At 36.5% G+C, this 16277-nt stretch carries 14 protein-coding genes; all 14 read left to right on the forward strand.

Annotated features, from left to right (window positions below):
* The first annotated feature begins 118 nt into the window (after positions 1-118).
* Complete coding sequence (pnp, locus tag CS937_RS09020; protein WP_099158144.1) at positions 119-2233, forward strand: polyribonucleotide nucleotidyltransferase; 2115 nt, start codon at positions 119-121, stop codon at positions 2231-2233.
* Between the two features lie 182 nt (positions 2234-2415).
* Positions 2416-3369 carry a polysaccharide deacetylase family protein gene (locus CS937_RS09025; RefSeq protein WP_099158145.1) on the forward strand — a complete coding sequence of 318 codons (954 nt, stop codon included), beginning with the start codon at positions 2416-2418 and terminating at the stop codon, positions 3367-3369.
* A gap of 103 nt (positions 3370-3472) precedes the next feature.
* On the forward strand, positions 3473-4696 hold the full coding sequence (locus CS937_RS09030; RefSeq protein WP_099158146.1) for a M16 family metallopeptidase: 1224 nt from the start codon (positions 3473-3475) through the stop codon (positions 4694-4696).
* A gap of 585 nt (positions 4697-5281) precedes the next feature.
* Complete coding sequence (locus tag CS937_RS09035) at positions 5282-5515, forward strand: YlmC/YmxH family sporulation protein (RefSeq protein ID WP_099158147.1); 234 nt, start codon at positions 5282-5284, stop codon at positions 5513-5515.
* Positions 5516-5674: 159 nt separating this feature from the next.
* The gene (dpaA, locus tag CS937_RS09040) at positions 5675-6562 is read left to right on the forward strand and encodes a dipicolinic acid synthetase subunit A (protein ID WP_099158148.1); all 888 of its coding nucleotides are present in this window, start codon (positions 5675-5677) and stop codon (positions 6560-6562) included.
* On the forward strand, positions 6559-7149 hold the full coding sequence (gene dpaB / locus CS937_RS09045) for a dipicolinate synthase subunit B (protein WP_099158149.1): 591 nt from the start codon (positions 6559-6561) through the stop codon (positions 7147-7149). The genes dpaA and dpaB overlap by 4 nt, the downstream gene beginning before the upstream one ends.
* Before the next feature lie 61 nt (positions 7150-7210).
* Positions 7211-8257 carry an aspartate-semialdehyde dehydrogenase gene (gene asd, locus CS937_RS09050; protein WP_099158150.1) on the forward strand — a complete coding sequence of 349 codons (1047 nt, stop codon included), beginning with the start codon at positions 7211-7213 and terminating at the stop codon, positions 8255-8257.
* A gap of 35 nt (positions 8258-8292) precedes the next feature.
* Positions 8293-9519: an aspartate kinase gene (gene dapG, locus CS937_RS09055; RefSeq protein ID WP_099158151.1), complete on the forward strand. Its 1227-nt coding sequence runs from the start codon at positions 8293-8295 to the stop codon at positions 9517-9519.
* 36 nt (positions 9520-9555) lie between these two features.
* On the forward strand, positions 9556-10422 hold the full coding sequence (gene dapA, locus CS937_RS09060; RefSeq protein ID WP_099158152.1) for a 4-hydroxy-tetrahydrodipicolinate synthase: 867 nt from the start codon (positions 9556-9558) through the stop codon (positions 10420-10422).
* A 94-nt stretch (positions 10423-10516) separates the two neighbouring features.
* Positions 10517-11251 carry a ClpP family protease gene (locus tag CS937_RS09065; RefSeq protein ID WP_099158153.1) on the forward strand — a complete coding sequence of 245 codons (735 nt, stop codon included), beginning with the start codon at positions 10517-10519 and terminating at the stop codon, positions 11249-11251.
* Positions 11248-11454 carry a YlzJ-like family protein gene (locus CS937_RS09070; protein WP_099158154.1) on the forward strand — a complete coding sequence of 69 codons (207 nt, stop codon included), beginning with the start codon at positions 11248-11250 and terminating at the stop codon, positions 11452-11454. The genes CS937_RS09065 and CS937_RS09070 overlap by 4 nt, the downstream gene beginning before the upstream one ends.
* A 270-nt stretch (positions 11455-11724) precedes the next feature.
* Complete coding sequence (locus CS937_RS09075) at positions 11725-13986, forward strand: FtsK/SpoIIIE family DNA translocase (RefSeq protein ID WP_099158155.1); 2262 nt, start codon at positions 11725-11727, stop codon at positions 13984-13986.
* A gap of 298 nt (positions 13987-14284) precedes the next feature.
* The gene (locus CS937_RS09080) at positions 14285-15010 is read left to right on the forward strand and encodes a GntR family transcriptional regulator (protein ID WP_099158156.1); all 726 of its coding nucleotides are present in this window, start codon (positions 14285-14287) and stop codon (positions 15008-15010) included.
* Positions 15011-15142: 132 nt separating this feature from the next.
* Entirely contained in the window at positions 15143-16255 is a 1113-nt protein-coding gene (locus CS937_RS09085; RefSeq protein WP_099158157.1) for a BMP family lipoprotein, read from the forward strand.
* Positions 16256-16277 lie beyond the last annotated feature (22 nt).

Genomic DNA, 16277 nt, shown 5'->3' on the forward strand with positions numbered 1-16277 from the left:
AGCTTCGTCACTGGGCAAGAGCGTACACTTTTGAATTTTTTAATACATAAAATTTACTTTTCAGCCTATTAACTATAAAATGAGAGATAGAATGTTATTGAAAGGAGTACTACAACTAATGGCAGATGAAAAACAAGTCTTCTCCACAGATATTGCTGGTAAAAAATTTATTGTAGAAATTGGAGAACTAGCTAAACAAGCTAATGGAGCTTGTATGATAAGATATGGAGACACATCCGTGTTGTCCGTTGCAACGGCATCAAAGGAACCAAAGGATTTACCGTTCTTTCCTTTGACAGTTAATTATGAAGAACGATTATATGCTGTAGGTAAAATACCTGGAGGGTTTATCAAACGTGAAGGAAGACCAAGTGAAAAAGCAATACTTGCATCACGTTTAATTGATAGACCAATCCGTCCACTTTTCCCAGATGGTTTTCGAAACGAAGTACAAGTAATTAGTACTGTTATGAGTGTAGATCAAGATTGTTCAACAGAAATTGCTGCAATGATTGGTTCCTCAATCGCTTTAAGCGTTTCAGACATTCCGTTCGAAGAACCAATTGCAGGTGTTCATGTTGGACGAGTTGATGGAGAGTTTATAATTAATCCAACAGTTGAGCAAGAAGAGAAAAGCGATATTGATTTAACAGTTGCCGGAACAAAAGATGCAATTAATATGGTAGAGGCCGGTGCACAGGAAATTCCTGAAGAAGATATGCTTGAGGCAATTATGTTCGGACATCAGGAAATTACTCGTCTAGTTGCTTTTCAAGAGGAAATTGTTGCAGCGATTGGACAGGCAAAATCAGATGTGATTTTATTCGAGCCTGACCAAGAATTGACTACAAAAGTGGAGAATGAAGCAAAAGAAAAATTAGTTGCTGCAATACAAGTACAAGAAAAACATGCTAGAGAAGATGCAATTGATGCTGTTAAAGAAGAAATCGTTGCATTGTATGAAGAACAAGAAGATGATGTTGTAAAGCAAGTAAAATCAATTTTGGATAAAATGGTAAAAGAGGAAGTTCGTCGCTTAATTACAAAAGAAAAAGTACGTCCAGACGGTCGTAAAATCGATGATATTCGTCCTTTATCATCACGTGTCGGCGTATTGCCTAGAACACATGGATCTGGTTTATTTACACGTGGCCAAACGCAAGCATTAAGCATCTGTACACTTGGAGCATTAGGTGATGTACAGATATTAGATGGGTTAGATTTAGAAGAGTCTAAACGTTTTATGCATCATTATAATTTCCCACAATATAGTGTTGGTGCTACTGGCCCAATCCGTGGACCAGGTCGACGTGAAATTGGACATGGAGCACTTGGGGAACGAGCGCTTGAAAAAGTTATACCGTCAGACAAGGTTTTCCCTTATACAATTCGTCTTGTGTCTGAAGTGTTGGAGTCAAATGGATCTACATCACAGGCAAGTATCTGCGCAAGTACATTAGCAATGATGGATGCAGGTGTTCCAATTAAGGCGCCAGTAGCAGGTATTGCAATGGGTCTTGTTAAATCCGGAGACGATTATACGATTTTAACAGATATTCAAGGTATGGAAGATGCGTTAGGTGATATGGACTTTAAGGTGGCTGGAACAGCACAAGGTGTTACCGCGTTACAAATGGATATCAAAATTGACGGGTTATCAAGAGAAATTTTATCTGAAGCATTAACACAGGCTAAAAAAGGTCGTATGCAAATTTTAGATTCTATGCTTGCAACAATTAAGGAACCTAAAACAGAATTATCACAATATGCACCAAAAATTTTAACTATGAAGATTAATCCTGATAAAATCCGTGATGTAATTGGACCAAGTGGTAAACAAATTAATCAGATTATTGATGAGACTGGTGTAAAAATAGATATTGAACAAGATGGTAATGTATTTATTTCCTCAACAGATTCTATAATGAATGAGAAAGCAAAACAAATTATTGGGGACCTTGTTAGGGAAGTTGAAGTTGGTCAAATGTACTTAGGAACGGTTAAGCGAATCGAAAAATTTGGGGCATTCGTTGAATTGTTTAAAGGTAAAGATGGTTTGGTTCACATATCCGAACTAGCTGAAGAACGAACAAATAAAGTGGAAGATGTCGTTTCAATTGGTGATCAAATAATGGTTAAAGTTAAGGAAATTGATCATCAAGGTAGAGTTAACCTTTCACGAAAAGCGGTATTGAAGGAACAAAAGGAAAAAAGCGAACAAACTAAATCTTAATATGAAAAACAAAGAAACAAGAAGCTGGAAAACCAGTTTCTTTTTTTATTGGTTATAATAACCATGGAATCGGCTAATTTACTGACTCTTTTCGAACGTAAGTATCCTTAATATCGTGGCAAACGTTTTTATAAGCATATCTTGTCCTCATTTTTCATATATGTGAATGAGGAGGGATATGTATGTACCGTTATCGTATTGTACATATTATTGTTTTTATAATTATTGTAGCAATATCGTTTAATAATGATTACAATCCATTTATTGTAAATGATGTGAAAACATTTTCGAACTCCATCGAAAATGTGAGCAAACAAGAAGATGTTTTATATAAAGAAATAAAGCAAAAAAGTTCCGAGTTTGCTGTATCTCCTCAAAATGCGGTAATTGATGAGATTTGGAAAAAAACTCCCGGTCGTAATGGGAGGAAAGTAAATATTAATAAATCATACCAACAAATGAAAGAAAAGGGTGTATTTGATAAATCATTACTTGTTTACGACCAGGTTCCTCCAAAAGTTACAATGGAAGACCTGCCGCCTGCACCTATATATCGCGGACACCCTGAAAAACAAATGGTTGCATTTTTAATAAATGTTTCCTGGGGTACAGAGTACATCCCGAATATTTTAAAAACATTAAAGGAACAAGAAGTAAAGGCTACATTTTTCATTGAGGGCAAATGGGCTAAGGATAACGCTGATTTGGTTAAAATGATAGATGAACAGGGTCATACCATTGGAAATCATGCCTACAATCATCCAGCAATGGAACGCTTATCAAATAAGGAAATAAGGGAACAAATAGAACAAACAAATGATATAATCAAAGCGATTACTGGTAAAACGCCAAAATGGTTTGCTCCACCGAGTGGGGGCTTTAACGATCAAGTAGTAAAAATAGCAGATGAATTAAATATGGAGACAATTCTTTGGAGTGTAGATACGATTGATTGGAAGAATCCAACTGTTTCTGTTATGATGAACCGAGTAATGAGCAAAATTCATCCAGGTGCCATGGTCTTAATGCATCCAACAAATTCAATTGCACAGGGATTAAAACCTTTAATCCAAAACATAAAGAAAAAGGGATATAGAATAGGTACGGTTGATAGTTTGCTTACTGAGGAAAGATAAAAAATAAACGGAATCGCTAATTTAGATGTTCTAGAGCAGGGCATGGTTCATTATGTAATTTTAGTTATTTCACAGTATAGTTAAATTTTGGGAGGACAACTAATTGATTGAAAAACATACAAGTAAAAACGGACTTAGAATTGTTTTAGAGACAATACCGGCAGTAAGATCAGTCACAATTGGAATATGGGTTTTAACTGGTTCACGTAATGAGACACAGCTGGATAATGGTATCTCACATTTTATTGAGCATATGTTTTTTAAAGGTACCAAATCAAGATCTGCGAAAGACATAGCTGAAGCATTTGATGCTATAGGTGGTCAAGTCAACGCGTTTACCTCTAAAGAATACACTTGCTTTTATGCAAAAGTACTTGATACACATAAAGAATTAGCTTTAGATATTTTAGCAGATATGTTTTTTCATTCATCATTTGATGAAGAAGAAATGGAACGGGAGAAAAAAGTCGTTTTAGAAGAAATAAAAATGTATGAGGATACTCCTGATGATATTGTTCATGATTTGTTGGCACGTGCAGCATATGGTGAGCATCCTTTAGGATACCCGATTTTAGGTACTGAGGAACATTTAAAAGGCTTCAAACCAGATACTTTACGTAATTATATTTCTCAATGTTATACACCTGAAAATGTTGTTGTATCGATTGCCGGTAATGTTGATCATACATTTATTAATAAAGTCGAAAACTATTTTGGCACATACGAATCGAATAATCGCCGTGAAGAAATTAGTAAACCAATTTTCTTGGCAAATAATATTGAAAGAAATAAAGATACTGAACAAGCTCATTTATGTTTAGGTTATGAAGGTTTTCCGGTTGGTGATGAATACACATACAGTTTAGTAATTATGAATAACGTGCTTGGTGGAAGTATGAGTTCAAGACTGTTTCAAGATGTGAGGGAAAACAAAGGGTTAGCGTATTCCGTATTTTCTTATCATTCCTCATTTCTGGACAATGGGTTATTAACTATCTACGCTGGAACTGGAAAAGAGCAGTTACCACTATTGCAAGATACGATTAAGCAGACTGTGGATACGTTAATTGACCGGGGTCTAACGGATAAAGAGCTAACCAATAGTAAAGAACAATTTAAAGGAAACCTTATGCTTAGTTTAGAAAGTACTAGTAGCCGTATGAGTCGAAACGGAAAGAATGAATTATTGTTAAAACGTCATCGTACATTAGATGAGATGATTAAAGAAATAGATGCTGTTAATCATGATTCAATTCAATCCGTTATTCAGTCAATTTTTAAACAGCCAGCATCCAAAGCATTAATTGCACCAAAAGTTGAAGCCTGATATTCTTAGTGTATCCATAAATAACCTATGTTTTCAACATAGGTTATTTTTTTATACATATACATGTAATAAAAGAAGACTGCTGTTATTACACAATATACATAAACTGCGACATGACGAAAAATTATGTTTGGTGACCTTCTACCGCTGCGGAAATACACTACGCTTTCCGTGGGCTCGCGATGAGCCTCCTCGTGAGAAACCCACTCACTGTGGGGTCTCATCGTCTTCACTATCCCACAGGAGTCTCCGTGTATTTCCTTCGCTGGTGTGCGTTTACGGTCCATAGGTGGAATAAAAATTGTTATAGAAGACCGCATTATACCACATCACTAGTCCGGGTGAGCGGAGGGTGTGACTCCTGCGGGAACAGCACGAGTCCGAAGACCCCGCAGAGTGGTTTTCTCGAGGAGGTTGAGGCCGTGCCCGCGGAAAGCATCCGCCCGTAGCGATCCCGGACGACGATCAAGAATTAGATTTAACAATTAAATCACTTACGTCGCATTTTACGGAAACTACGAAGTTAAAATGTAACAAAATTTACGAATGAGCCAACAAGAAAAAAGGGCAGGGAGGAGAATTGTCATGCGTTATAAGGATATAAGCGGGAAAGAAATTGTTGATGTTTCCCAAGGTGCAAGATTAGGCGTTTTAGGGCAAACCGATTTAGAAATAAACGAAAAAACCGGACAGATTGAATCATTTATAATTCCTAATTACAAATGGTTTGGTTTAAAAAAGGAGGGTGATGAAACAAAAATACGCTGGAATGCGATTAAAAAGATAGGTGAAGACATGATAATGATAGAGATTGATTAACTATCGAAGGCTAGTATCGTTTACATGATACTAGTCTTTTTTTATTTTCAGCAAAAGACTAATCACTAACACCTATTTAACACATAAGCTATATGGAAATGACTTAATACAGGATGTTTAAAAAGTATGTATTAATATGGTGAGGGGTGTTTTACAATAATGAGTCGATTTATAGCTGTATTAGGCGGTGATGGACGATATTTAGAATTAATACGACAGTTGAAAGAGCTTCCTGATACAACAATTTTTCTAGTAGGATTTGATAAATTAGAGCAAGGATTCACAGGTTTAAAACAAATCGATTTCAATGAGCTAGAGCCAGAAAAATTAGATGCAGTAATTTTTCCAATTACTGGTACAGACCAAAACGGTATTGTTAAAACTGTTTTTTCAGACCAACATATTAAATTGGAAAAAGAGTGGTTTAGTCAATTAAAAAAATCAACGCTTATTTTTACTGGGATAACGAGTGTTTATTTAACATCTGTCACAAAAGAATTAAATCTTTCATTGATTCCTTTGTTTGATCGTGATGATGTTGCAATTTACAATTCAATTCCAACAGCAGAAGGAACAATTATGATGGCTATTGAACATACAGATTATACAATTCACTCTTCACGCGTAATCGTCACAGGGTTTGGCAGAGTTGGAAATACGGTGGCAAATAAATTTTCAGCACTAGGAGCAAAAGTTTCCGTTTGCGCAAGAAGTATTAGGGATTTGGCAAGGATTACCGAAATGGGTTTAACAGCAATACCTTTAGCAAATTTACACGAGCATACAGACAAATGCGATCTATTAATTAATACGATTCCATCACGTGTTATTACGGAAGATTCCATTCAGCATTTACCTTCACATGCATTAATAATCGATTTGGCTTCAAAACCAGGAGGCACTGATTTTGATTATGCTGACAGACGTGGTATAAAAGCAATTTTAGCACGTAGTTTACCTGGAATCGTTGCACCAAAAACATCTGGAAAAATACTTGCAGATGTAATTAAACAATTTTTATTAGAGGGAAAGGAGAATGCAGAATGAATCTTGAAGGAAAACGAATTGGATTTGGATTAACGGGGTCACATTGTACGTATGATCAGGTTTTTCCTCAACTGCAGCGGTTAGTGGATGCAAAAGCAGATGTAGTTCCAATTGTTACTTACACAGTTAAAAATATAGATACAAAGTTTGGTAAGGCGGAGGACCATATCAAAAAAATTGAAACGATTACTGGGAAACGTGTAATTTCAACAATGCCGGAAGCGGAACCATTAGGACCTAAATATCCGTTAGATTGCATGGTAATCGCTCCGTTAACAGGGAATTCCATGAGCAAGCTAGCAAATGCGCTTACTGATTCACCTGTTTTAATGGCGGCTAAAGCAACTATGCGAAATCAAAGTCCTGTTGTTTTGGGGATATCTACAAATGATGCTCTTGGATTAAATGGTGTAAATTTAATGCGATTAATGGCAAGTAAGTTTATTTATTTTATTCCATATGGGCAGGATGATCCATACAAGAAGCCTAATTCTCTTGTTGCTAAAATGGATTATTTGCCTGATACCATAGAAACTGCACTGGATCATAAACAAATTCAACCTGTTATTGTTCCGTTTGTAGACTAATATATGATACACTAATTATTAATTTTATAAATATTGCAAACTAGGGAAGGGAGTCATAACAATGACAAGTAAAACAGCATATAATATTGCAATAGTTGGTGCAACAGGTGCAGTAGGTCAAAAAATCGTTCAAATTTTAGAGGATAAAAAATTTCCAATCGATACGTTAAAACTTTTATCTTCGGAACGATCTGCAGGAAAAAAACTCCTTTTCAATAACCAAGAAATTATAGTAGAAAAGGCTACAGCTGAAAGTTTTGCTGGAATAGATATCGCTTTATTCTCTGCAGGGGGATCTGTTTCTAAAGCATTAGCACCAAAAGCTGTTGAACATGGTGCAGTGGTTATCGATAACACAAGTGCATTTAGAATGGATGAAAATGTTCCACTTGTAGTTCCAGAGGTAAATGAATCGGATATTAAAGCACATAATGGAATTATAGCAAATCCTAATTGTTCGACAATCCAAATGGTTGCAGCACTGCAGCCTCTCAAAAAAGCTTTTGGTCTATCGCGAGTTATTGTATCAACATATCAGGCTGTCTCTGGGTCTGGAAATCAAGCATGTAACGAGCTGGAAAATCAAACAAAACAATATTTAGAAAACCAGGAAATGACAGCAGAACTATTACCTGTAAAAGGGGATAAAAAGCACTTTCCAATTGCATTTAATGCACTACCACAAATAGATGTATTCCAAGAAAATGGCTATACATTTGAGGAAATGAAAATGATTAACGAGACGAAAAAAATTATGCATTCGCCTGAATTATCCGTAGTAGCAACATGTGTTAGATTGCCTTTCTTTACATCACATGCTGAGAGTGTATATGTAGAATTAGAACAGGATAATTTAGCGGTTAAGGATCTGTGGGATGTATTAACGAATGCTGAAGGTGTTGTATTGGAAGATGATCCAAGTACGCAAACATATCCTACCCCTCTAAGTGCTGCAAATAAGGAGGAAGTATTTGTAGGAAGAGTACGAAAGGATATCGATAAATCGAATGGATTTCATTTATGGGTTGTCTCCGATAACTTATTGAAGGGTGCTGCATGGAATACGGTGCAGATTGCTGAACGTTTAATTCAAAATAATTGGCTTTAAGAAGGTGTTACAGATTTTAAGGTAGAGGTGTAACAATGCAGATTATAATTCAAAAATTTGGTGGAACTTCTGTACAATCAGAAGAAAATCGGAATCATGTTATTAAACATATAAAAGCTGCGTTAATGAAAAACTATAAACTAGTTGTTGTAGTATCTGCATTAGGAAGAAAGCCTGATCCATATGCAACCGATACACTTTTGGATTTGGTTGGTTTTCCTGAAGGACACAATTCTAATCGAGAACTGGATTTATTAATGTCTTGTGGGGAAACTATTGCTTCAGTGGTATTGTCAAATGAATTACGAAAACAACACATCGCCTCAACGGCAATAACAGGTGCCCAGGCTGGTTTTGTTACAAACGAAGATTTTAATCAAGCAAAAATTAAAGGAGTCAATCCTAGAAGAATAGTAAAGGAATTCAGTGAGCATGATGTTGTTGTTGTGGCAGGTTTCCAAGGTCAGACTAAAAATGGCGAGATTACAACAATTGGCCGTGGCGGAAGTGATACAACTGCATCCGCTTTGGGCGCTGCCTTACAAGCAGAACGAATTGAGATATTTACTGATGTAAATGGGATAATGACCGCTGATCCACGAGTTGTAAAAAATGCACGCTCATTGGATGTTGTGACATACACGGAGATATGTAATTTAGCATATCAAGGGGCGAAAGTCATTCACCCTAGGGCTGTTGAAATTGCGATGCAGGCAAAAATTCCAATCCGCGTCAGATCTACTCATTCCGAGGACCAGGGTACACTCGTAACAACATCTAGAGTTCAAGAATCAGGTATGGATGTAGCAGACAGATTAATTACCGGGATAGCACACATGGCATCTATTACACAAATTAAGGTTCATGCGAAAGAAGAAGCTCACCGGCTCCATTCCGAAGTGTTTAAAGCAATGGCAGAGGCCGGGATTTCTGTTGACTTTATCAATATTTCCCCAACAGGAGTTATCTACACAGTACCAAATGCGTTTACCAAAAGAGCCATTGATATTTTAAGAAGACTAGGATTTCAACCGGAAATAACCGAAAAGTGCGCAAAAGTATCTGCTGTTGGAGCAGGTATGACGGGAATTCCGGGAGTTGCCTCTATAATAGTTCAATCGTTAACAACTTCTGGAGTACAAATACTTCAATCCGCCGACAGTCATACAACTATTTGGGTCTTAATCTACGAGAAAGACCTAATAAAAGCAGTAAATGCCCTTCATGATGCTTTCAATTTAAGCATAATGGAAAAATTATAGCACGTTCATTGCACCTAAGAATGGAAGGGGATTGACATGAATTTTGGTAATGTGCTTTCAGCAATGGTAACCCCGTTTGATGATCAAGGAAATATTGATTATGAGCAAACAACCATGTTAATTAATTATTTGCTTAATAATGGAACAGATGGTTTAGTCGTCGCCGGTACAACTGGTGAGTCACCAACGTTAACAACGGAAGAAAAAATTAGCCTTTTTAAACACGTTGTAAAAGTAGTTAACAAGAGAGTTCCAGTTATTGCTGGAACAGGTACGAATAATACTGCTTCATCCATATTGTTAACAAAAGAAGCAGAAAATTGTGGTGTAGATGCTATTATGCTTGTTGCGCCATATTATAACAAACCAAACCAGCGCGGATTGTATGAGCATTTTGCGGCTATAGCTAATGAAACAACTCTTCCAGTTATGTTATATAATATACCAGGGAGATCTGTTGTTAAAATGAGTGCAGATACAATTATTGATTTAAGTAATATCTCGAATATAGTTTCCGTAAAAGAAGCGAGTGGAGATTTGGAACAGGTGGCGAATATTATTGAAAATACAACCAGTAATTTTACTGTATATTCTGGTGATGATAGTCTTACGTTGCCGATGTTAGCTATTGGAGCTGATGGGATTGTCTCCGTTGCTTCCCATATAATTGGAAAGGAAATTCAAGAAATGGTTCAAGCATATCACGCTGGTGACGTAAAAAAAGCGTCATCCATTCATCGAAGTGTGTTACCGATAATGGCTGGACTATTTAAATATCCATCACCTACTCCCGTAAAAGCAGCTCTTAACATAAAAGGTATTGCCACTGGTGGGGTTCGTTTACCATTGTTAACTCTTACAAAAGATGAAGAGAATGAAATAAAAGAATTGATTGATGGGTAGACCAGATTACTGGTTTGCCCTTTCTTTATGCATGCAACACTTCTTTTTCGTTCATACTACAGATAGTGTGAACACAAAAAAGGAGTGTCGATAAATGAATGAAGATAAATCAAAAAAAGAGGATCAAAACCAAAATGATCAGTCCAATCCTTCATCACTAGTTCAAAAAATACAGCAGTTGGGTCAGTCAAACGTGCCCCAGGCTCCGGATTCAAATATTCATGTACTCTCCATTATTGGACAAGTAGAGGGGCATGTACAATTACCACCACAAAATAAGACAACAAAATATGAACATTTACTTCCACAACTGATAGCAATTGAGCAGAATCCCAAAATAGAGGGTCTTGTTATTTTGCTAAACACAGTCGGTGGAGATGTTGAAGCTGGCCTTGCTTTATCAGAAATGATCGCCTCTATTTCAAAACCAACCGTTTCCATTGTTTTAGGTGGCGGGCATTCTATTGGGGTACCGATTGCAGTCTCCACTGACTATTCTTTTATTGTTCCGACTGCCACCATGACCATTCATCCTATTCGATTAACTGGGTTAGTTATAGGTGTTCCACAAACATTTGAGTATTTGGATAAGATGCAAGATCGGGTGATCAATTTTGTAACGCATCATTCGAATATTAAAGAGGAAAAATTTAAGGAACTTATGTTTGAAAAAGGTAATTTAACCAGAGATATCGGGACAAATGTTGTCGGTACTGACGCTGTGGAATTTGGTTTGATTGATGAGGTTGGTGGAGTTACAGAAGCAATGAAAAAGGTGAATGAATTGATAAATGTAAATAAGGATAGAGAAGGTAAGGTGATACAATGATTCTTTATACACCATTATCTGAAACAGATATTTTTCCATATTCTGAGGAAGCGTTCAAAAGTAGACAGTGTGTAACATATCAAGGTAAAGAAATGTATGTAGAACAATCAGAAGATGGGTCCTATCAATTATTACAATTGCTGTCAACCGATCCACAGGATTTTTTAGATGATAGGTTTACTCCAGGTACTGTTTTTCGTTAAGGCTGCTTTCGAAGTGGGTGTTTGTCTCGTAACTGCCTTTCAGAGAAGGCTCATGCGTTACTAGTAGGAGGGGGTGGATAACAAGAATCCATCCGAAAAGATCATTACGAAACCCGCGCTCGCTAAAAGATTATTATCACGTTTTACTTTCACACATGCCAATCTATGATATAATAATCATGGAAGTATTTGTATAGATACGTAACCCTTGCCAGAATATTGGCAGGGGTTTCTAAATTCATCTATTTTTGCATAATAGAGGTGAACAGTGTGGCAAAAAAGAGAAAGAAAAGAAAAAAACAACTAAAAAAACAAGTTAAATATGAATTACTAGGTCTATTATTTATTTTTCTAGCAATCTTTGGAAGTGGTGCTGGGGCAATAAGTGATGGTGCTATCCCAAGTGGTCTAGAGAATATATTTCGTTTCTTTTTAGGAATCTGGTATTTTATCGCTTCGATATTTTTACTAATAACCGGTGTCATCCTGATGGTTAAAAGACGCTATCCAGACTTTACCCATAAAAAAATGATAGGTTTTTATATCATTCTTTCAGGAAGCCTGTTATTAACACATATTCAAACATTTGAACGCTTGTTGCTATTAACTGGAGATACATCGATACTTAAAGCAACCTGGGATAACTTCTTTGCGTATTTAAATGGGCAGGGTACAGCTATGCAAACTGGTGGCGGTTTGATTGGAGCCATACTATTTGCTTTTTGCTATTATTTGTTTTCAGCAGTGGGGGCAAAGATAGTAGCCGTTTTTTCAATTTTAATTGGTTTTATTTTCATGACGGATTTTTCAATCGGAGACTTTTTTTCTAAATTCTTGAAAAAGATAAAAGAGACACTTAGAAAATATAAAGATCGTTTTCAAGCGTATCGTGAGAAAAAAGCCATATCCGATGATCTTGATGTTCTAGAAGCAAAAAATGATGATGATATCGTTAACCAAGATGAACCAGTGATTCAGGATTTTACTGATGTTGCCTATTCATTTGACAATCCACCACAAGAGGAACCGAAAACAAAAGAAATAAAAGAAGATGAGCAAGAAACTGATGAGATAGAAATTGAAAATGCAATGCCAATGACAGAAACAGAGAATTATGAATATGAATTGCCGTCACCTAGTATACTAGCTGAGCCGGCATACAATTCACAGCAACATGAAAAATCACATATTCAAGCTACAGTACGTAAATTGGAGCGGACATTTAATAGCTTTGGTGTTAAGGCAAGAGTGACGAAGGTTCATGTTGGACCAGCTGTAACAAAATATGAAGTTTATCCAGAAGCGGGTGTGAAGGTAAGCAAGATTGTTGGCTTGCACGATGATCTAGCCCTTGCATTAGCCGCAAAGGATATTCGGATTGAAGCACCGATACCAGGAAAATCTGCAGTTGGTATCGAAGTGCCAAATCAGGAAGTGGCAATGGTATCGCTACGGGAAGTTCTCGATACGTCAATGAAGCACGCATCTAAACTGTTATTTGCATTAGGTAGAGATATTTCTGGTGATGCAGTAGTTGGTGAATTAAATAAAATGCCGCATTTATTGATTGCGGGTGCAACAGGAAGTGGGAAGAGTGTCTGCGTGAATGGTATTATTACGACGATTTTAATGCGGGCTAAACCACATGAAGTGAAAATGATGATGATTGATCCGAAGAAGGTTGAATTGAATGTTTATAACGGAATTCCTCATTTGCTAGCTCCAGTCGTAACGGATCCTAAAAAAGCTTCAAGGGCATTAAAAAAAGTTGTGGCTGAAATGGAGCGACGATATGACCTCTTTTCTGATACAGGAACGAGAAATATTGAAGGGTATAATGAATATATACGGAAATATAATCTAACAGCTGAAGATCAACAGCCTAACCTTCCATATGTCGTTGTTTTAGTAGATGAGCTAGCTGATTTAATGATGGTAGCATCCAGTGATGTAGAAGATTCTATAACTAGATTGGCACAGATGGCAAGGGCCGCAGGAATTCATTTAATAATCGCGACACAACGTCCATCTGTAGATGTTATAACAGGTGTGATCAAAGCAAATATTCCATCACGTATAGCATTTAGTGTATCATCACAAACGGATTCACGAACCATTTTAGATTCAGGTGGTGCTGAGAAGCTACTAGGGCGTGGAGATATGCTGTTTATGCCTGTTGGGGCATCAAAGCCAACAAGGGTGCAAGGTGCGTTTCTATCAGATGAAGAAGTAGAACGAATTGTTGATCATTGTGTTGACCAACAAAAAGCTAGCTATCAGGAAGAAATGATTCCAGAAGATACAGCTGAAGTAGCATCAGAAGTCGATGATGAATTATATGACGATGCTGTGCAATTAATTACTGAAATGCAAAGTGCTAGTGTATCAATGTTACAACGAAGGTTCCGAATTGGTTATACACGAGCAGCACGGTTAATTGATGCGATGGAAGACAGAGGGATAGTTGGACCATATGAGGGAAGTAAACCTAGAACAGTCTTGATATCACAATCAGAAGAGAAAACCTCTTAACCATATTTATTCTATAGTGGTAAATTAAATACAGGCAGTATCTATCCATTCAGGAAGATACTGTCTGTTGTAGTATATCGGTAAAATGGTAGCGTTATTTTGTCGAAATTTGAGAGATTGCATAAATTTTTTAAGAAATTTGTCCTATAACTGTTTATTTCCTTCCGTAAAAATGATATATTTATTTCGGACATTACAGTCATACGTCAGATGTCAGATCTCTTGCTCGATTATTTAGAAAATTAGCTTAACATAAGGCTTTTATATTATTTTATTATTTTATTTGTAGGAGGTCATCATGTCGATTAAATTAGATTCACGTCATTTATATTTGCAGGTTATTGATGAAATTAAGCGCGATATTGAAAGCGGTATCTACAAAGAAAAGCAAAAGCTTCCATCTGAATTTCAATTGTCCAAGCATCTAGGGGTTTCGCGAGCTACGTTGCGAGAGGCGTTAAGAATTCTGGAAGAAGAGAATGTTGTAACTAGACGACATGGTGTAGGAACATTTGTTAATCCAAAACCAATATTTTCATCAGGTATTGAACAGTTAAATAGTGTTACAAACATGATCAAACAATCTGGAAAAGCACCGGGTTCTGAATACCTATCAACGGAATTTATTGAACCTACGGAGGAAGACCGAAAAAGATTTTCTCCAAAAGAAATAAAAACATTAGCAAAAATTGAGCGAGTTCGAACTGCAAATAATGAACCGGTTGTTTTTTGTATTGATAAGGTTCCAGAAGGTTTAATCCCATTAGAATTTGTACATAAAGAGGATTCATTATTTCAACTAATGGAAAACCATACTGGAAAACGAATTGCTTATGCTGTTACATTTATTGAACCGATAAGTTATCATGATCGTATATATGATATTTTGGGCTGTGAACCAGAGCAATCATTGTTGTTACTAAAACAAATGCATTATACAGCAGAAGACGAACCAGTACTATACTCAGCGAATTATTTCAGATCGGATATGTTTAGTTTTCATGTTTTACGAAAACGTATGTAAAGGGTTTCAAACTGTAACTTTATTTTAAGATTTATAGACACTTTAGGGAGGTGGTCGTAAAACAGACGAACTACTTATTGCGTCAAGTCATTTATTCTTATTTATACAATTCAAAAGTAGGGGGTTTTTTGATTGAAAAATCGTAAATTTTTATTACTATTTGCTTTACTGTTAACGCTTGGAATGGTGCTGGCAGCATGCGGAAGTTCAGGGGATGACGAAACAAAGGGAAACGATAGTAAATCAGAAGATGATGCAAGCAGCGAAGGAGCTTCTGACTTCAGTGCAGCAATGGTAACTGATGTAGGTGGAGTTGATGATAAGTCATTTAACCAATCAGCGTGGGAAGGGCTAAAAGCTTGGGGGAAAGAGCACGACCTAACAAAAGGAAATGGTTTTGATTACGCACAATCAGATGACAAATCTCAATATATGCCAAATCTAACACGTCTTGTTAAACAAAAGTATAATTTAATTTTTGGAATTGGTTTCAAACTAAAAGAAGATATTACAAAAGTATCAAAACAATATCCGGATACACATTTTGCAATTGTTGATGATGTTGTAGAGCAGCCAAATGTTGCAAGTGTTACATTTAAAGAGCATCAAGGATCATTCTTAGTAGGTGTTGCAGCTGCTAAGAAAACAAAGTCAAACAAAGTTGGATTTGTAGGTGGAGTTGATTCGCCTTTAATTAACAAATTTGAATCTGGTTTTATTGCTGGTGTTAAATCAGTAAACCCTGATATCGAAGTTGAAGTACAATATGCTGAATCATTTGGAGCAGCTGATAAAGGTAAACTGATTGCTTCAAATATGTATAACAATGGAATTGACGTTATTTATCATGCTTCAGGCGCAACAGGTAATGGTGTATTCGCTCAAGCAAAAGACATCAAACAAAACAATCCCGATCAAGATGTTTGGGTAATTGGTGTTGACCGTGACCAATATGCTGAGGGACAAATTGATGATTATAACGTTACTTTAACGTCAATGGTTAAACGTGTAGATATCGCTGTACAAGACCTTGCTAATAAATCAATGAATGGGGAATTCCCTGGTGGAGAAATCCTAGAGTATGGTTTAGAGGATGAGGCTGTAAGTGTAGCTATGACAAATAAAGAAGCTATGACAGATGATATTGTAAAAGCCGTAGAAGAATGGAAAGAGAAAATTGTAAATGGCGAGGTTGAAGTTCCTAAAACTCGCGAAGAAACAGACGCTTTTCTTAAAGCATTATAAAATGAAAAAGGCTGGAATTACC

This window comes from Virgibacillus ndiopensis (assembly GCF_900187325.1).
Lineage (GTDB): Bacteria > Bacillota > Bacilli > Bacillales > Amphibacillaceae > Virgibacillus_E > Virgibacillus_E ndiopensis.